The 17035-nt window shown below is 63.3% G+C and carries 16 protein-coding genes and 1 pseudogene; 6 read left to right on the top strand and 11 right to left on the bottom strand.

The features are described from left to right. Nucleotides 1-71: 71 nt before the first annotated feature. From A5634_RS11805 to A5634_RS11780, 6 genes are all read right to left on the bottom strand, one after another. Nucleotides 72-1007: a hypothetical protein gene (locus A5634_RS11805; protein ID WP_253861564.1), complete on the bottom strand. Its 936-nt coding sequence runs from the start codon at nucleotides 1005-1007 to the stop codon at nucleotides 72-74. A 132-nt stretch (nucleotides 1008-1139) separates the two neighbouring features. After that, nucleotides 1140-2339, bottom strand: coding sequence for a tyrosine-type recombinase/integrase (locus A5634_RS11800; RefSeq protein ID WP_065144229.1), 1200 nt, complete (start codon nucleotides 2337-2339; stop codon nucleotides 1140-1142). Between the two features lies 1 nt (nucleotide 2340). Continuing rightward, the gene (locus A5634_RS30325) at nucleotides 2341-2532 is read right to left on the bottom strand and encodes a helix-turn-helix domain-containing protein (protein WP_065144228.1); all 192 of its coding nucleotides are present in this window, start codon (nucleotides 2530-2532) and stop codon (nucleotides 2341-2343) included. Nucleotide 2533: 1 nt separating this feature from the next. Further along, on the bottom strand, nucleotides 2534-4246 hold the full coding sequence (locus tag A5634_RS11790) for a replication initiator (RefSeq protein ID WP_081290372.1): 1713 nt from the start codon (nucleotides 4244-4246) through the stop codon (nucleotides 2534-2536). A gap of 3 nt (nucleotides 4247-4249) precedes the next feature. Next, entirely contained in the window at nucleotides 4250-5674 is a 1425-nt protein-coding gene (locus tag A5634_RS11785) for an FtsK/SpoIIIE domain-containing protein (RefSeq protein ID WP_065144227.1), read from the bottom strand. After that, the gene (locus A5634_RS11780) at nucleotides 5674-6120 is read right to left on the bottom strand and encodes a hypothetical protein (protein WP_065144226.1); all 447 of its coding nucleotides are present in this window, start codon (nucleotides 6118-6120) and stop codon (nucleotides 5674-5676) included. The genes A5634_RS11785 and A5634_RS11780 overlap by 1 nt, the downstream gene beginning before the upstream one ends. 188 nt (nucleotides 6121-6308) lie before the next feature. On the opposite strand from A5634_RS11780, the gene A5634_RS11775 reads away from it, so the two are divergent. Then, the gene (locus A5634_RS11775) at nucleotides 6309-7169 is read left to right on the top strand and encodes an AAA family ATPase (RefSeq protein ID WP_065144250.1); all 861 of its coding nucleotides are present in this window, start codon (nucleotides 6309-6311) and stop codon (nucleotides 7167-7169) included. 226 nt (nucleotides 7170-7395) lie between these two features. Here the strand turns inward: A5634_RS11775 and A5634_RS11770 are convergent, their stop codons facing one another. The 3 genes from A5634_RS11770 to A5634_RS11760 form a co-directional block, all read right to left on the bottom strand. Next, nucleotides 7396-7992: a TetR/AcrR family transcriptional regulator gene (locus A5634_RS11770; RefSeq protein WP_065144225.1), complete on the bottom strand. Its 597-nt coding sequence runs from the start codon at nucleotides 7990-7992 to the stop codon at nucleotides 7396-7398. Nucleotides 7993-8013: 21 nt separating this feature from the next. Beyond that, complete coding sequence (locus tag A5634_RS11765) at nucleotides 8014-11097, bottom strand: RND family transporter (RefSeq protein WP_081290371.1); 3084 nt, start codon at nucleotides 11095-11097, stop codon at nucleotides 8014-8016. Nucleotides 11098-11229: 132 nt separating this feature from the next. Then, entirely contained in the window at nucleotides 11230-11535 is a 306-nt protein-coding gene (locus A5634_RS11760; protein WP_065144224.1) for a hypothetical protein, read from the bottom strand. A gap of 178 nt (nucleotides 11536-11713) precedes the next feature. On the opposite strand from A5634_RS11760, the gene A5634_RS11755 reads away from it, so the two are divergent. Next, the gene (locus A5634_RS11755) at nucleotides 11714-12307 is read left to right on the top strand and encodes a TetR/AcrR family transcriptional regulator (RefSeq protein ID WP_437339969.1); all 594 of its coding nucleotides are present in this window, start codon (nucleotides 11714-11716) and stop codon (nucleotides 12305-12307) included. A gap of 255 nt (nucleotides 12308-12562) precedes the next feature. On the opposite strand, the gene A5634_RS11750 is transcribed toward A5634_RS11755, so the two are convergent. Continuing rightward, on the bottom strand, nucleotides 12563-13579 hold the full coding sequence (locus tag A5634_RS11750; protein ID WP_065144247.1) for an LLM class flavin-dependent oxidoreductase: 1017 nt from the start codon (nucleotides 13577-13579) through the stop codon (nucleotides 12563-12565). Nucleotides 13580-13686: 107 nt separating this feature from the next. On the opposite strand from A5634_RS11750, the gene A5634_RS11745 reads away from it, so the two are divergent. The 3 genes and pseudogenes from A5634_RS11745 to A5634_RS11735 form a co-directional block, all read left to right on the top strand. Continuing rightward, nucleotides 13687-14325 carry a TetR/AcrR family transcriptional regulator gene (locus tag A5634_RS11745; protein WP_081290370.1) on the top strand — a complete coding sequence of 213 codons (639 nt, stop codon included), beginning with the start codon at nucleotides 13687-13689 and terminating at the stop codon, nucleotides 14323-14325. A gap of 41 nt (nucleotides 14326-14366) precedes the next feature. Beyond that, nucleotides 14367-14813, top strand: a complete 447-nt coding sequence (locus tag A5634_RS11740) for a PaaI family thioesterase (RefSeq protein WP_437339966.1) — start codon at nucleotides 14367-14369, stop codon at nucleotides 14811-14813. After that, nucleotides 14810-15400 (top strand): annotated as a pseudogene (locus tag A5634_RS11735) (alpha/beta hydrolase); the annotation flags it as partial. The gene A5634_RS11740 and the pseudogene A5634_RS11735, both read left to right, overlap by 4 nt. 103 nt (nucleotides 15401-15503) lie before the next feature. Here A5634_RS11735 and A5634_RS30130 read toward each other — a convergent pair. Then, the gene (locus A5634_RS30130) at nucleotides 15504-15650 is read right to left on the bottom strand and encodes a hypothetical protein (RefSeq protein WP_367593456.1); all 147 of its coding nucleotides are present in this window, start codon (nucleotides 15648-15650) and stop codon (nucleotides 15504-15506) included. 452 nt (nucleotides 15651-16102) lie between these two features. On the opposite strand from A5634_RS30130, the gene A5634_RS11730 reads away from it, so the two are divergent. Beyond that, the gene (locus tag A5634_RS11730; protein ID WP_253861563.1) at nucleotides 16103-16693 is read left to right on the top strand and encodes a TetR family transcriptional regulator; all 591 of its coding nucleotides are present in this window, start codon (nucleotides 16103-16105) and stop codon (nucleotides 16691-16693) included. Nucleotides 16694-17035: the final 342 nt, after the last annotated feature.

The following is a 17035-nucleotide window of genomic DNA, read 5'->3' as shown; positions in this document are numbered from 1 at the left end:
CATCAACAGTGTTCGAACTGTTCGATTAACCCTGCTGAGTGTCACGAGATGTCACAACTCAATCGAAAGTGTCACCAGCGGACTTGAGTGCCTGGGGCTGCGAGTGCCCCGTCTGCCATCGCGGACTCAGCCAACACGGCGAACCCGAAGTAGAGATGACTGAGATTCGTTATGGCGCTCAGCACCGAGTGCTTGTAATAGCAGGCGTTCTGTTCAGCTTCCAGCAGCGTCGACAGGTTCGCCTCTTCGTCCTCCGAGAAGTGGATCGTGTCGCCGTAGTTGAAGGTCAAGATCAGCTTCTGCGGGTTGATGTTCGCATAGCTGAATGGCGGCACCTCACGATCCGGCGGAACCGGTGGAGCGGCCATCTCACACACGATGGTGTTCAGCATTCTGTTCATCAATGCGCCACGCGCTTTTGCCCACTGCGCTACAACCCTTCTCGCACTCTCCTTCTCGCTCGCGGACAGCAACTTAACGGCCTTCATGATCCTGCCCCGCGTGCGACTGAAAGAGGCGAATTCGTCGTCGCTGTGCAATTGACGGAACGCGAGCGAGGTCCCGGCGAAGGCTTCGGGCGACGGGAACACCAACGTGATTTCGGGGGCTCCGCCGCTCTTGAAGTTGTAACGCATACCACTTTCCTCGTTCAGCGAGGAATATCCCGCAAGCTGACGACACATCCGCGCATAGCGCTTGAGGAGCCGGCGGTCGTCGTCCGTCAACCCCGGGAGTACCGGAAACGCCCCGGGATCTGGCAGGTTGAACGCGTACGTAAGTAGCTCCCAATGGTGCCGAAAGCCGTGGTTCACGCCCACCGCATGCTCGATTAGGGGCGGCTCAAATTTCAACTGAACCGGTTGGACGGAGTTCTCGTAGGGCACCATCGACAAGTTCCGGTCCCCCGTCAGCGGGTTGACCGTGTTGCCCACGATCTTGGAGAGCATCTGCATGTCACCCCACTCAAACGAGAGAATCTCGGCCTGTTCGTAGTCGGGGGTCGTCATTGAAACAGGGTTCCTTCGGCGCGGCGCGGCTCGCTCATGCGTTCGAGCGACTGAGGTCACTGTACGACCGCCATCTGACACGAGTCGGCGTGTGCCACCCTGACCAGCATCAACAGTGTTCGAATTGTTCGATTAGCCCTGCTGAGTGTCACGAGATGTCACAACTCGATCGAAAGTGTCACCAGCGGACTTCAGCGCCTCGGGCTGCGAGTGCGTATAGAGCTTCATCGTGAAACTGGCATCCGTGTGACCGAGCCACGCGGCAATGACAGCTGGAGCGACGCCATCGAGGGCCAACTGGGTGGCGGCCGTGTGCCGCGCGCCGTGCAGTTTCAAGTGTCGCAGCCCGGCCTTCTTCACGGCGGCCACCCAGTACCGGTACACGACCGGGGGCGCATACGGCAGTCCAGCCTCGTTGGACACGACGTACTCAAACGGGCCAGCGTCGACCCCGAGGCGCAGCCTCTCCTTTGCTTGCCGACGACGTGCAGCGCGCAACACACCGACCAGGCGATCGGGCAATGGCAGCTCACGACGAGATGCCTTCGACTTTGGGTCGTTCTCACTGACACTGCCACCAGCCGACACGCGATTGTTCACGACGCGTAGGGTTTTGGACTTAAGTTCGACATCGCACCAGCGCAGCCCCGCGATCTCACCCCGACGCAGCCCAACTAGGGCCAACTCGTATGCATGGGCCAGGCGGTCACCGGCGAAGCTGGCGCGCAACATGTCGACTTCAGCGACGCTGTAGGTATCCACGTCTTTGTGGGCCGACGGCAGGGGCTTGACGAGCTCAGCGGGATTGCGAGCCAGAAGCCCTTGGAACACCGCATCTGCGAATACCCCGGTGATCGCTTGGAGGCTTTTGTTAACACTCGCTGATGACCACGGTCTGCGCTTCCGGCCCTTTGCGGTCATGCTGCCGCCCTCGGCGAGATCGCGGACCAGCGAATCGATATCTGTCTTGGCGATTCGCTGGGCCAAAACATCGGCGAAGCGCTCCACCAGCGGCTGTAGGTCGTAAGCCTTCTTGTCGCGCGCAGTGGGACGCAGGTCATGTCGACCCGCCAGGTAGTTGTTGACCATCTCGCCGACTGTGAGTGTGCGCCTCGGCACGAATACTTTCTTCTCAGCCGCGTCGCTGATTTCGCTCAGCGCACGACGTGCGTCCTTCTCGGTGCGGTAACGCCGTCGAACCTGTCGACGTCGGCCAGTCTGAGGGTCCTCGCCCACGTCGACTGTCAGTTGATACCGAACCACGTCTTTGCCGGTACGCCGGTCGCGGACGGTCAGCTTCTTGATCTGCGGTGGCAATTGTTGTCGGGACATGTCACGCCGCCGTATCACCGGTTGACTCGGCGTCGAGTTTCGCAATGTATTCCGCAACAGCAGTTTCCGTGACGAACCGCCGTCGGCCGATCTTCACTGACCTCAACTCACCAGACCCGATCAACTCGTAGTACTTGCTGTGACCGATCGGAATCAGCTGCCGCACTTGTGATTCCGTTAGCAGTTGTAGCATCTTAACGTCCACGACTTCCCGGTCCCGGTGATGCGCCTGCTCCGATTCTCTGTCCTTCGGGTGGTCCGATGGCGGCGATTGCGGTGGCGTATTGGGCTTTCCAGGTGAGTCGTTGGGAGATGGCTCGCATGATGAGTTCGCTGCGGGGTGGGGTGCGTTGGCCGGATTCGAGGCGGTAGATAAGAACATTGTCTCGCGCGTCCGGGGTGATGCCGGCGTCGGCGAGCAGTTGCCGAACAAATTCGTGCCGGTCGGCTTGGTGATCAGGCAGGGTTTTACCGGACCATTTCCGGGACACCAAGACCCGCCGGCCCGGCAGCCCGAGGGTGCTTCGACGGTGCGCTTTCGATTTGCACTGCCCGGCAACCGTTTTCGATGTTGCACCCTTGGGGACGATGCCGTAACGCAGCCAGATGGGACAGCGCGGTGAGCATGGGGTTATCGCCAGTTCGGTGTGCAAACGCTCGTGATGGGCATGCTGCGCGGCGGTGGTGGGTGTGATGATTTCGCCGATCGATTTGGTCAGGTACTTAGTCAGATACCCGATGTGCCGTCCCGCCTCGGTGCCGCCGCCGAGGATGCCTTTGGAGTGCACCTGTTCCCCGAAGCGCACCACATGCGCCGGGTTCGCACCGGGGTCGTCATCGACGGCCTGTAGGGCGTCCTGCCAGCTGGTGAGGGGTGTGTGGGTGTCGGGGTCGATGAAGGTGCACCGGGTCGGATTCCACACCGGCAGCCTGCCGGAATCGGTGTAGATCAGCTGGTCGTGGTTCGGCCACCACACCTGGTGGTAGGTGGCGGCAGCCACTTGGCGGACGAGGGCGTGAGGGATCGCGCCGCGCAGCGCCATGTGCACGTGCGGGGCGCCGCGTTTCTGAGGTTCCACGGTGGCGAAATACTGGACGTCCCAGCCCAGGACGCGCCGCAGGTTCTGGATGAACCGGTCCAGCAGAGCGGCGAAGTGGATCGCATCGCGGGCCGCACGCCGGTAATCATAGGCGCTGGGATCGACCGGGGCGCCGGCCTGGATCGGCCCGTAACTGTCACAGGTCAACGTGAGGAACATCGACGGTCGATACTTACCCACGTACTGCTGGCCGATGGTGTTTTTGCGGACCTGCCGGGTAGGCAGGCCGATCACGTCGTGGCGGCGTTTCGTCGACCGGGTACGCACCGGGGTGGGCCGGGGGTCCAGTGGTGGCAGGGTGCCGCGCATCCCGGTGGCACGCAGCTCGGTGTCGAGCTCACCGACCGCCGCCCGCAGCTCAGCGACGGCTTCGCGGTCGTGGTCGCGGTCGGTGGTTGCGTCGCGGTAAGCGGCGACTAGATCAGCGCGGGAGCGCAGCAGTGCGGATTGCTGCTCGGTGGGTTCGATGGCCGGTTGGACCGGTTCGTGGTCGAGGTGCCATCCCTCGCGGCACTGCTGCATGCGCAGTGCGCGCGCTTTTTTCGCGCACGGGACGCATTGCGATTCCATGGTCGATTTGCAGGGCACCGCCGCGTAGTCGGTGGCGCCGGTGTCCAGATTCACCGTTCCCATCACCAGCGGGCGGACGCACACCCCGTGAGTTTGTGCGGCGGCGACGGCGATTTCGTGGAAGGAGGGCCGGGCTCGCCGTTCGGCGGCGGTTTCTCGTCGGGGCAAAGGGTCCGCGGAGTGATCGGGCGGTGGCGGTGCGTGGGGGCTGACCGGTGCCGGTGAGGGGGTCGGCATGGCTCAGCCCTGCGAGGAAGCAGTGTCAGGCCGGCGCGGGGGTCGGCGGCGTTTGGGTGGCTGGAAATGCGTCGCTAGGTAGTCGATGTCGTCGTCGGTGACATGAAACGCCCGGACCCGTTGTGGTTCGGCGGTGCCGTCCACCATGACGTACCCGACACCCGGTGTGGAGTCGGGGATTTCGTCGCACACTGCCCCGGCATCGCGCGCCGCCTGCCCAAGAATCATCGTGGTTTGGTTCGATTCGGTCAGGCGCAGTCCCACCCGGACGGTGAAGTGCTGGCGCAACGACACCACTTCTTTTGACGGGTCTTGCACGGCGCCAATCAGGGTGATCCCGACGGCACGGCCTTGCGAGAGCAGCAGCCCGAGCAGCTGGTCAACTTCGGCGCGGATTTTGCGGTCGGTGCCATAGGCGGTCAAGGCGGCGAGTTCATCGATGATCACCACCGTCAACGGGTCCTCGACGCTCGGGGTGTGGGTGCGGGTGTGGCCGCGCAACAACTGGGTGCGGCCATCCATCAACTTGACCAGGCCTCGCAACAAAACCAAGGTCTGCTCGGCGCGGTCAGCGGCGAACACGGTGAACAGCCCTGCACCGCGGGCGAATTCCATCCCGCCCTTCGGGTCGATCACACAGAGTTGCACCAGTCCTGACCGCACAGCGGGGGCCAGTCCGGCGACCAGGGACTGCACCACGCTGCTCTTGCCCGACCCCGTTGAACCGGCGACCAGAATGTGATGACCCTGGATCGGTAGCCGCCACGGCGTGCCGGTGTCGGTGACCCCCACCGTCGCCGCCGCCAGCTGCACTCGTGTCGCGGTGGTTGGCCGGGGCAGCCGCACCGCAGCCGCGAGGGTGTCATCACGGTGCACGGTGACCGTGAGCTGGCCGGGCTGCGGGGACCGCACCGTCACGCGGCCGCTTCCCCAGGCGTGGGCCAGGGCGTCGGCTTTCTTGCCCCAGTCGGTCGCGGTCTGGCCGGTCACCATGCCGATGTTCAGCGTGTCGGTGGCGGTGCCGATGCGCACCGACCGCAGCCGCGGGACCAGGGTCCGCTCACCCAGCGTTGCGGTCAGCCCGTGCAGGGTGCACACCTGGGCCCAGGCGTGCTTGTAGCGCCACCAGGTCAGGTAGGCGGTGCGGACCGGTAGCCACGATGCAGCGCGAAATCCGGCCGGGTCGACCAACGTCCACACGATGTAGATGAGGGCGTATACCCCGGCCACGACCAGCCCGCCGCCCCACCCAAGCCAGGCGCTCGCCCATGCGACGATGATGATCGGCAGGCTCAACACCGGGAACCGGACCGTCCACGATCCGAGCAGCCCAGCGAGCTTGGCCAGCATAAGCAATATGTCTTCGAACAGCTGGTCGGCCGTACTCTGACCGCTGTTGCCGGACGGTTTCGCGTTGCCGGTGGCCATCACGCACCCGCCTTCACGGTCTCGCCGCGCGGCGCTGATGACGACTTGCTCACGGGCGCAGGTGAATTCACGTCACCTCTGATGCCGGTCGCCCTGTAGACGTAGCCCACATAGGTGTATTCGCCCTGGCCCATCCGCCGCGGTTCGGCGGTCAGGCCTTCCAATTCGATCATGCGAATTCCGCTGCCCGCCACCAGTTCCGGCGTGGATGGCACCGGCTGTACCTCGGCCAGAAATGTCACCACAAAGCTCGCCCGTTTGGCTTTCGGCTCATCGGGGTCCGACACTGCGCCGGCCCACTGTCGCAGTCCTGTCGCCGGATCAGCCTTCTGTACATTCGGACGCTCAAATTCCATATCCGGGCCGATCGGACCCAGCAACATCAACCCTCTCGGGAACGCGTCTGCGTGTTCCATCGGGAACCGGTGCCCCTTCTGTATCGCCATGTCAGCTTTCTCCTGTCTATGTGACTTGGACCACGACAACATATCAACTGATATTTCTAGCGGTCAACTGTTATGGGTACATGGATCCGAGAGAATGTGATCACGCCACGAGGCACTGGCAGCGACTCGTTTTCAACTGATTGCGGCTGATATTGTCGGGCATCTCAACTGCTATGGATGGAGTGGTCATGACCTCACCGACTACGCCCCGGCAGGCGATGCACCGCCAGATCGCCCAAGCCGTTCGTAACGACATCGAGGCCGGCATTCTGCGCGACGGTGAACGGCTGCCTTCCACACGCGAGCTCGCGTCGCAGTGGAACGTCAGCGTCTTCACGATCACTCAAGCGATGGACCTGCTTACTGCCGAAGGCCTGGTGCGCAGCAAGGACCGCTCGGCACGCGTCATAACCGCCCCCGACACCGCGGCAGCACCCAAAAGTCTGCAGCTGCCCACCCCGCAATTCGTCCTTATCGGTGGTTACGCCGGCAGCGGAAAAACCGAGTTCGGTCGCGTCTTAGCCCGCCAGACCGGATGGACAATCCTCGACAAGGACACCATCACCCGGCCGCTCGTCCAGCGGTGGCTCGAGGACCTTGGCGCTTCACTGGATGACCGCGAATCCCCTATCTACATGAACAAGATTCGTCCCCATGAGTACGAAGCACTCAACGCGGCAATCGAAGAGAACATCGAGTGCGGCAACTCCATCATCTCCACCGCGCCCTACCTGCACGAGCTCACCGACCTGTCATGGATCGACCGCACTCAGGCCCGAGCCGACGACCTCAATGCCAACCTGTCCATCGTGTGGGTAACCTGCGCGGCCGACACCATGAACCTCTACCTCCGACGCCGGGCCGCAGCACGTGACCGATGGAAACTCGCGAACTGGCACACTTACCTGGCCAGCGTCGACACCACCTTCGTTCCCCCGGTGCCGCATACGCTGATCGAGAATGACCCCGACAGCCAGCCCTTGCAGGTTCAGGCCCGCAACTTCGTCAAATCCATCCGAGCACAGGCCGGGCAGCAGCAGGGCACTTGATCGCCGCGCTCGTCCTTTACTGCCTCGGCAAACTGTGGGTCTGTAACTGATGGCGTTGGGTTGTTGAGATTGGTTTGGCCTTGCGGACGGTGGGGTCGACGCGGGTAGGTGGGTTTTCGGGGCTCAGCAGGGTGCGCTTATGAGGTCGGTTGGTGTGCGGCAATTAATCTGCGGAGGCTATGGCCGGAAAGCCTGACGGGTGTGGACCGGGGTGGTGCGGGTGTGTTTAGTGGAATCCGGCGAGGGTGATGCGCAGGGCTTGTTCTAGTTGGGTGTGCAGTGGTGGGGTGGTGGTGTTGAGCCAGTGTTGGAGCACGATTTGTGCGGTGCTCAGGGCTGTGTGGATGAGCAGTGTGGGGCGGATGTCGGTGGTGGGGTCGGTGTTCATGCGGGTTGCGACCATGGCGGTGAGTTGACGAGTTTGGTTGTCGCTGAGCAGTGTTGAGCTGTTGAGCAGGTGTGGCGCGGTTTGTAGGGCTTTTTTCCAGTGTGGGGAGTGTTGATTGGCGGTTTCGCCGAGGTGGTCGGCGAGGAGGTGGGTCAGGGCGGTGGCTGCTGTTTCGGTGTGTGGCCGGGTGTTGTAGGTGGTGGTGATGTGGGCGATGGCTTGTTGGATCGGTGCGGTGAGTAGGTGTTCTTTGTTGGGTGCGTGGCGGTAGTAGGTGCTGATGGAGATGCCGGCGGTGGCGGCGATGTCGTCGTTGGTGACTGCGGCGTAGCCGTGTTGGGCGAAGAGTTGGTGTGCGGTGGCGTGGATGTGGGTGAGTAGTTCGGTGCGGCGTCGGTCTCTGAGGGTGGCGGGTGTGGGGTTGGCGGTGGTCATGGTCGATCCCGGTGGGTGTGTCTAGGTTCGGGTGGGAGAGGGTTTGTGGCGCAGTGGGTTTCGTTGTGGCCACCAGCTGGTTTCGCGGAGCAGGGTGGCGATGGCGGGCACGGTGAGGGTGCGTACGACGAAGGTGTCGAGGAGCAGGCCGCAGCCGATGATGAGTCCGGTTTGGATCATGATGGCTATCGAGCCGATCATGAGGCCGAACATGCTGGCGGCGAAGATGAGTCCGGCGGAGGTGATTACGGAGCCGGTGTTGGCGATGGTGCGGAGCACGCCGACGCGGATGTTGCGGGTGGATTCTTCGCGCAGTCGTGCGATGAGCAGCATGTTGTAGTCGGCGCCGACGGCGACCAGGATGATGAACGCCAGAAGTGGTACGGGCCAGGCGATTTCTTTGCCGAGGCCGTATTGAAATATCAGGGTGCCGATTCCTAGTGATGCCCCGTAGTTGAGGATGACGGTGCCCAGTAGGTAGAGCGGTGCGACCAGGGCGCGGAGCAAGACGATGAGGATGAGGCCGACGACGAGCAGGGTGGCGATGGCCATCAGGCGGAAGTCGGCGGAGAGCAGGCGTTGGATGTCTGAGTTGACGGCGGGGAATCCGGCGACGGCGATGGTGGTGTTGGCCAGTGAGGTGTTAGGGCGTGCTGCGTCGGCGACTTCGGTGAGTCGGTGGGCCAGGGTCATAGCGTCGCTGCTGTAGGGGTCGAAGCTGGACTCGATGGCGTAGCGGGCGGTTTTGCCGTCCGCGGATAGGAAGTGTTTGGCGACGTCGGCGAATTGTTGGTTGTCGAAGGCGTCGTTGGGGAGGTAGAAGCCGCTGGCGGTGTCGGATCCGGTTGCTGATCGTGCGGATTGTTGGAGTTGGGCGGCGATTTTTCCCATGCCGGAAAGCATTTCGAGGTTGCTGTCGACGAGGGTGTGGACGCCTGTGGCCAGCGAGTGAGCGCCGGATGCGAGTTGGTGGACGCCGGTTTGGAGGCGTCCGATGTTGGCGGCGAGGTCGCCGGAGCCTGCGGCGCCCATGGCGGTGTCCAGGGTGGTGATGAGCCGGGTGACGTCGGCGAGGGTGCCGCCGCCGGTGTTGGTGGCCGGCTGGTAGAGGTCGGCGAGGGTGGTGAGGTGGTCGAAGAATCCGTTGTCGCGCAACGTGATGAGTAGTTGGGCTTGGTCGTGTAGTTGGGCGCATTCGGTGGCGGCGGCGCACGCGGGCCAGTTGCTGATCGCGGCGATGAGGGGCTCAAGGGTGGTGATGGCGGTTTGGGCTTGTTCGGCTTGGTGGCGTAGTGCGGGCCCGGCGGCAATGGCGTGATCGACGGCGGGTGCCGTGGCGGAAAGCTGTTGCAGCAGCGGCCGCAAACGCTGGGTTTGGATGCCCGCGGTTTGGGCTTGGCCTAAGAGCCCGGTCAGTGGGGTCAGCGCGGTGCCCAGGGTGGTGTCGAGTTGGGTGAGCCCGTCGGCGAGCTGGTCGGCGCCGTTGGTGAGTTGGCCCAGATCGCTACGGCGGGATTGGCCGTCGTTGACCGCGCCCGCGAGCCGGTCACCGATTTGGCCGTTCTGCCAAGACAGTTGGGCTTGTTCGAGCCGTTTACCGCCGGGGCGGGTGACTCCGGAGACTTTGGTGACACCGGGTAGTTGGGCAAGGCGGGAGGCCATTTCGTCGAGGTCGGCCAGTCCTCGGCTGGTGCGCATGTCGGTGGGTGACTGCACGACCAAGAACTCGTTGATCACGATGTCTTTGCGGAAGTGGCGATCCAGCAGTCGATACCCTTCGTTGCTGGCCGAGGTGGTCGTTTGGCCTTGGCGGTCGTCGTAGCTGATGCGCATGGTGGTCGCCACTGCGCACAGAGCTAGGACGAAGATCAGGCTGGCGGCCAGCAGGGGCACGGGGCGTCGTACGACGGCCACCGCGATCCGGTTCCAGTAACGGCGGGTGCGGTCGGTGTTGGGTTCACCGATCCCACGCCGGGCGGCCAGCGCGAGTACGGGGGGAAACAGAGTGACCGTGGCGGCGAACCCGATGATCACGGCGATGGCGCAGGCCGGGCCGAGTGCGGCGAAGACGCTCAGTTCGGCGAAGGTCATGGACAGAAATGCCAGCGCGACGGTGGCGGCCGAGGCCGCGATGACCCGCCCGATGGTGGCGGTGGCGTGGATGACCGCGGTCTGGGCGGGGACCTGTTGGCGGCGCTGTTCGTGGTAGCGGCTGATCAAGAACACTGAGTAGTCGGTGCCGGCGCCCAGCAGGATCACCGTCATGAACGCGACGGTGAACTGAGACACCGGCATGCCGGCTTCGCCGAGTCCGGAGAGCACCCCGCGCCCGACCGCGAGGCTGATACCGATCACCAGCAGCGGCAGCATCGCGGTGAACACCGACCGATAGATCAGCAGCAAGATCATGGCGATCAGCCCGGCGGTGGCCACCGAGATGAGAATCAGATCCTTTTCAGCGGAATCGATTTGATCGCTGAAGGTGGCGGGTGGGCCGGTGACGCGCACGGTGGTCGGTGAGTGCCCGAAAACCTCGGCGACGATGCCGCGTACCGCCCGCACCGATTCCGCGGTGCTGGGATCACCGAGGGTTCCGGCCACCCCCACCGGCACGTACCATGCCTTGCGGTCGGCGCTGAGAGCTTGCGCGGCGGTGACCGGGTCGGCCAGGAGGTCTTGGACCTGCCGGACGTGGCTGGTGTCGGCCCGTAACCGCTGGATCAACGTGTCATAGCGCTGCCTAGCCTGCGGGGTCAGCCCGCTGGGATCCTCCATCGCCACGAAGATCGTGGTCTTGGAGCCTTGTTCACCGAACGCCGAGCCCATCCGGTCAACGGTCTGCAGCGACGGCGCCCCGGGCGGTATCAGATGCACCGACTGGTGCTTGACGACCGTTTCCAGTTGCGGGAACAGGATCGCCAGCACCACTGCGGCGCCGATCCAGGACCCGATCACCAATGCTTTGTGCCGGATCGCGAAACCCGACAGCCGCGCTAGGCGCTCACTGTAGGTGTCGCGGCCCTGTGCCGCTTCCGCGACGCCACGCTGCTCCCTGAGGCGACTCAACGTCGCCACGCCAGCATCGCCCCAGCCCTTGATTACCATCCCGGCCCCCCCCGGCGGCATAAAGAAAACTGTCGGTATCGCAACAGTACTATCGGTATCTTTGTGCGGCATCCGGCAAAGCGCAATACGCCCGCCCGCCGGTCGTGGCCTGCCCCCAGCCTCCGCGACAGCTCAGTCCAACATCTCCCGGTCCATCAGCTCGTCGTCGAGATAGGAACACGACCGCGGCGGATAGTGGCGGGGACGCACCCAATCACCCGCGGTCGCAACCCGGGCGTGCCCGAGCTTGGCCAGATCATGGCGAACGTGGCGGACCTCCTCGAACAAGACGCCGGGCAGCAGCCGCTTGGCCGCCCGCGCCACCACCGCGCCCGTGCGCCCGACAGCCTGTGCGGGCCGCCGCGTCAGTGGCGTCGCCGCGGTCGGGTCCTGGATCTGGCGCCGGATGAGCTCCCGGCGTTGCTGATGATTCACCATGGCCTTACCCCCTCGGTGTTGGCCTGCACGGCGATACAAGTACTAACGGTATCGCTCCGATACTAACGGTATCGTTTAGGTGGATGCCAGCCCCGCGTCCGCGTTATCGGCGTCGACGCCCGGCGGCGAGGATTACGGTGAACAGGTGGAGCCAGGCGCGGAGGAACGTGCTGTCGATATCGACGGCGACGAGGTGGATCCACGACTGGCGCGGTCCCGGACCCGGCTGCTCGACGCCGCGGCCAAGCTGCTCAGCGCCGGCGGGGTCGAAGCGGTCACCATCGAGGCGGTCACCAAGGCCTCCAAGGTGGCCCGAACCACGCTCTACCGCCACTTCACCAGCTCCACCCACCTGCTGGCCGCCACCTTCGAGCGGCTACTGCCCCAGGTCAGCCTGCCGCCGGCGCAAGGCTCGCTGCGCGAACAGCTCATCGAACTGCTCAGCCGACAAGCGATCCTGTTTCAGGACGCACCCTTGCACGCCACCACGCTGGCCTGGGTCGCCCTCGGGCCGACACCGGAGCGCCCCGACGAGGTGCACGACCGCCACGCGCTACGCACACGCGTCGTGGCCCATTACCGACAGCCCTTCGCCGAGCTGCTGCAAAGCCCGGCCGCCGCCGCCGAACTCGACGACTTCGATGTCGACCTCGCCATGTGCCAGCTCGTCGGCCCGATCGCCTTCGCCCGTCTGACCGGCTTGCGTGCCATCAACCGTGAGGACTGCGAGCACATCATTGACGACTTCCTGCACGCTCACGCCCGCAACTGATCGCCCCACCGGCATGGACGCGGTGTTTGACGTGTCAGCAAAGTTGGCATTCGGACCACTACGGCACTTTCACACCTCGGGCTGCCACAACTCGCTTGGAATACGGCCCGTCGAGACCTTGCTGGGTGCTCCTGGGCCATCCAGAACGTTCAGCAGCCCCGCGAACATAGCCGACATAAGCGCAAGGAGATAACATCGACCCGCACCTCGCGCTGGCCGGAAGGCGCGTAGCTCAATCGAATTGGCCGCGTTCGCCTAATGATTCGGGGCGCAGTGCGTGATCAGATCGTTGAGGTTGTCGGCGACTCTGTTGTTGGGGATCCCGACCGACGGTGGGTAGAGCATGATGTGGTCGAGCACGCCTTCGTAGCGGCGTAGCCCTTCCCTGACATCACTCGCGGTGCCGGCAACACCCATAACGTCAATCATGTCATCGGACACTGCGTCGAACATCGCTACGAAATCACCGCGCGCGAACGCCTCTCGAATGTCTGCGCCCTGTCTGGTGAATCCACAAAAATCAAGCAGCGGTTCGTAGGTCTTCACCGATGCATAAAACGCGATCTGTTGTGCTACCTCTCGACGAGCGACTGCCGGATCATCGTGGATTGAGCACATGACCATAGAGATGATCTCGACGTCCCGCGGGTCACGTCCGGTGTGTTCGGCACCTTTAATCACCGCTGGCCGAACGATTTCCTCTACGTACGAGGTTGTGAAGAGCGGATGCCCGGCAAGGCCATCGGCGACTCGGCCAGCCGCTTCACACATTCGCGGACGCACAGCCGCTGTCACGATCGGAATCCTGCGCGCGGGTGGCTCAACCGGGCCGCTGGGTATGAGATTCATTTTGTAGAAGCGGCCTTCATGGTGGACGGGACCTTCGTGCAGGTTCCAGATACGCCTGATGAGTGGTACGAGCTCTTCGATGCGCAGCGCGGGTGCACTGAAGTCCGCGACGCTGTGCCAGTCGCTCATCATTCTCTTGGTCCCGTTACCGATGCCGAGCACGATCCGGCCTCCGGACAGCTCGTCGAGATCACGCGCCTCGGTGGCAAGTACGAGGGGGCTGCGCCCGACCCCGTAGAGGATTGACGATCCGACACGGCATGTGCGCGTCGCCGCGGCTATGGCCGCCATTGAGATCGACCCGGAGCGTGTGTAGAACTCCGACGCCCATACGCCGTCGAAACCAGCTCGATCGGCCGCATCGGCGGTAGCCCCCATAGCCTGCAAAGTGGGCGCGAGGACCGAGATTCCATACGTACTCACAATCGCGCATCGCAATTTGTCGCGATCCGCTGAGACATACACGCGATATTGTCACGATCGGACCGCACCCACAACACCGCGTCGCGGCAAACCGTCATACTTGCCCGATGGTTACCAAGTTGTCGCGATGGGGTAGTTCCGCCCCGGCGGACCGCGACTCTGCGCGCGATCGACTGCTCGACGCAGCTGAGAGCTGCCTCGAACACCATGGCCTGGCCGGTACCACCATGGAAGACATCGGACGGCAAGCCGGGGTCTCGCGGGCGACGGTCTATCGGTACTTCTCAGGTCGAGAGGCTGTGATCTCCGGGGTCATCATCAGAGCGACTGAACGTTATCTCAATCGAATCGCACCCCGGATCGCCACACACCGCGATTTAGGCTCAGCTCTAGTAGATTTCATCGAGGTCACGGTGCGAGCCGCGCGCCGGGAACCCATCATCGGTCTGCTGTTCGGCAGCGACCACGAACTGGCCGTCGTCGGCCTGGGCGAAAATACGTCCGCATCACTATTCGAACTCGTCACCGAGTTCCTGCGCCCAGTGTTCGTGGCCCACTGGTCCGATGTCGAAGCCGGAGTGTCCATCGACGACGCCGCCGAATGGGTTCTTCGCACGATCCTGAGCCTGCTGACCGTCCGCGGCCCGCGGGAGCGCAGCAGAGACGGCCGCCGAACCTACCTGCGGCGGTTCCTCATCCCTACGATTGTCGGGCGCGATCCGAAACTAGTTGATGCGACAGAATAAGCGTACTGTCTCGTGAAGTAACTACTGAAGGAGCGCGATCGATGCATGTGACTTTCGCCAGCTTCGACGAAAAAATTGCCGAACAACTGCAAAGCGCACCGATGCTCTCTGCCGGCCTAGCCGGCTACCTAGGCTTCCGGCATACCGACTTCAGCGCCGGACGCCTGATCGCTGAAATGGACGCGCGCCCAGAGCTGCTGACCCCGTTCGGCAACCTGCACGGTGGCTGCCTCTCGGCCATGGTCGACCATTGCCTCGGAGTGGTTTTCTATCCCGTCATTCCCGCCGGGGCGTGGGTGGCCACAACCGAATTCAAACTGAATCTCCTGAAGCCGGTATCCAGCGGAACCTGCATCGCCACAACCGACATCATCGCCCTCAGCCGGCGCAGCGGAGTCGCCAGAATCACTATCACCAATGAGGGCAACGCCGTCTGCGCGGCGCAAGGCACGGTAACCATCGTGACACCCAAAGCCGGCAGCTCATGATCAAAACCTCCAGCTCAGGCTCACAAACCACGGATCCCATCACTGAACGGATATCTATCGGCAAAAAGCTCTCGCTGACAGCGGATATCTACCCGCACCCAGACCCGCGAGCAGTCGTCCTACTACTGCATGGTGGTGGGCAAAATCGCCACGCATGGCAGACCACCGCCCACCGGCTGCATGCACTCGGCTATACCGTCATCGCATACGATGCCCGCGGGCATGGCGACAGTGACTGGGATCCCAAGGGTCTCTACGACATCGACCGGCTCGCCTCCGACCTGCTTGCGGTCCGCGCTCACACATGCTCAGGACACAAAGCCGTCGCGATCGGAGCCTCTATGGGCGGGCTGACGATCCTGGGAACTCACCTTGTCGCTGCACCGGAATTGTGGGAAGCGATCGTCTTGGTCGACATCACGCCGAGAATGGAACTGCAGGGCGCACGTCGCGTCATTCAACCCGAACCGCCGCCGGCCCGAGAACCTAGACGGGCTACGCAAAGTACTTCGCCAACGCGAAGATCACCGATGGGTCTGGCGATGGGATCCCTCCTTCATCACGTCGAATTTTCAATTCCTGCAAGAAGACTCACAGGGCGGCGCCGACGAGTTCGAGGCAATAGGCGCCCTACTCACCGGCGGCGCACGGCGTATCACAGCGCCGACGCTGCTGGTCCGCGGACTGATGTCAGACGTCGTCTCTCAAGAAACAGTCGAAGAATTTATCGACCTCGTCCCGCACGCCCACACCGCCGATATCACCGGCGCCGGCCACATGATCGCCGGCGATGACAACGACGCCTTCACTCTCGCAGTAATTGAGTTTCTCGGCCACACGGTCTGACCGGCCAGTACAGATGACGTGCCACCACGGAACCGAAGGCTTGGTCCATGATCATCGGTCACAGCTGTGAGGCTTTGTTGCACGTGACAGAGCAGAGTTCTCCCTCAGCTCCGCCCAGTGTGGTACTAACGGTATTGCAGCGAAACTTCTAGTATCGGAGTGCGTTTTGCGTGACAGCCAGCCTTCCGTGGCCCAACTACAACCCAGTTTGGTAACCGATATCGCATTCCCGATCATGACACCCTCCCGCGCATCTGGTGGTGCGACAACATCGAGTTCGGTGAGGTTGCCAAGCCGCTTGTGGGCTGGTCACTAGTCCCAAAAACAGGCATGACATGAAAGCGACGGAGCAATTACCTAATTCCCTGAAGGCGTGCACGCAAAATTCGGGTCACAACCGCACAGTGCAGCCTGCCGGCGAGCCATCCCACACGAGTGAGATCTTGGACGCGACCCTGCATGCGGCGACGTGCGGCGGCTATAGCGCGGTGCAGATGCGGGCGGTGGCTGATGTCGCCGGCATCGGTGTGGGGACGCTTTACCGGTATTTCCCATCCAAACCGCATTTGCTGGTCGCCGTGCTGCGCCGCGAATTCGACCGGCTGGCCGCCGATTGCCCATGGCACCGGCACGACATCGCGCCTGCCCATCGGGTCGCGGCCCTGACCTCGCGACTGCACGCCGAATGGCAGCTCGACCCGAAGCTGACCGCAGCCACCACCCGTGCAGTAGTGGTCGCTGACGCCACCGCCGCGCCCATCGTCACCCAGACCGCCGATATCCTGCAACAGCTATTCGCCCGTGCCCTGGGCGGCGACACCGTCACCGAAAACCACCATGACCTCGCCGGACTCATCACCGATGTCTGGCTAGCCAACCTCACCGCCTTCAGCGGCCACCGACTCTCCGCAGCCCAAGCCCGAGAGCGCATCGACCGCGGCACCGAACTAATACTGCGCCAGGCCTCATCAATAAAGCCCCACGTCATAAAGGGCAAAGACCACCCGAACCAACCACCCTCCAAGGCGGGCTGACCGGCGAACGACGGTCAGGCCGCACAATCGCACCGATCTGTAGGAAGAACTAGAAGATCCGATGAAACTCAGGCGTCAATCACGAGGACTGGCAGCCGTTCGGAGCCAAGTAGATAACTCGAGGTGACCCGGCTCCGCTACAGCGCCCCTCTGTTATCAGCCGAACAAACCGCACGCGTTAACCGACTGTCTGCCGAATTTCGCTCTCAAAGATCAAGACGGCGGCGCTGGCGCGCCGCCCGCCGCACTCGCCGCGGCCTGCCGCTCCGCTTCGGCCGCGCGGCGCGGCGCCTTCACTAACTCCTGCCATCTCAACCTGCGGCAAGTTTCCGCCATCGCGCC

The sequence above is a fragment of the Mycobacterium asiaticum genome (assembly GCF_001673365.1).
Classification (GTDB): domain Bacteria; phylum Actinomycetota; class Actinomycetes; order Mycobacteriales; family Mycobacteriaceae; genus Mycobacterium; species Mycobacterium asiaticum_A.
Note: the sequence above shows the minus strand (reverse complement) of the source record. Positions and strands in the feature narration are given on the sequence as shown.

Excerpts from the sequence above, each read along its gene's own strand:
- A5634_RS11805 (WP_253861564.1), bottom strand. The coding sequence starts at position 1,007 with ATGACGACCCCCGACTACGAACAGGCCGAGATTCTCTCGTTTGAGTGG.
- A5634_RS11800 (WP_065144229.1), bottom strand. The coding sequence starts at position 2,339 with ATGTCCCGACAACAATTGCCACCGCAGATCAAGAAGCTGACCGTCCGC.
- A5634_RS30325 (WP_065144228.1), bottom strand. The coding sequence starts at position 2,532 with ATGCTACAACTGCTAACGGAATCACAAGTGCGGCAGCTGATTCCGATC.
- A5634_RS11790 (WP_081290372.1), bottom strand. The coding sequence starts at position 4,246 with ATGCCGACCCCCTCACCGGCACCGGTCAGCCCCCACGCACCGCCACCG.
- A5634_RS11785 (WP_065144227.1), bottom strand. The coding sequence starts at position 5,674 with ATGGCCACCGGCAACGCGAAACCGTCCGGCAACAGCGGTCAGAGTACG.
- A5634_RS11780 (WP_065144226.1), bottom strand. The coding sequence starts at position 6,120 with ATGGCGATACAGAAGGGGCACCGGTTCCCGATGGAACACGCAGACGCG.
- A5634_RS11775 (WP_065144250.1), top strand. The coding sequence starts at position 6,309 with ATGACCTCACCGACTACGCCCCGGCAGGCGATGCACCGCCAGATCGCC.
- A5634_RS11770 (WP_065144225.1), bottom strand. The coding sequence starts at position 7,992 with ATGACCACCGCCAACCCCACACCCGCCACCCTCAGAGACCGACGCCGC.
- A5634_RS11765 (WP_081290371.1), bottom strand. The coding sequence starts at position 11,097 with ATGGTAATCAAGGGCTGGGGCGATGCTGGCGTGGCGACGTTGAGTCGC.
- A5634_RS11760 (WP_065144224.1), bottom strand. The coding sequence starts at position 11,535 with ATGGTGAATCATCAGCAACGCCGGGAGCTCATCCGGCGCCAGATCCAG.
- A5634_RS11745 (WP_081290370.1), top strand. The coding sequence starts at position 13,687 with ATGGTTACCAAGTTGTCGCGATGGGGTAGTTCCGCCCCGGCGGACCGC.
- A5634_RS11740 (WP_437339966.1), top strand. The coding sequence starts at position 14,367 with ATGCATGTGACTTTCGCCAGCTTCGACGAAAAAATTGCCGAACAACTG.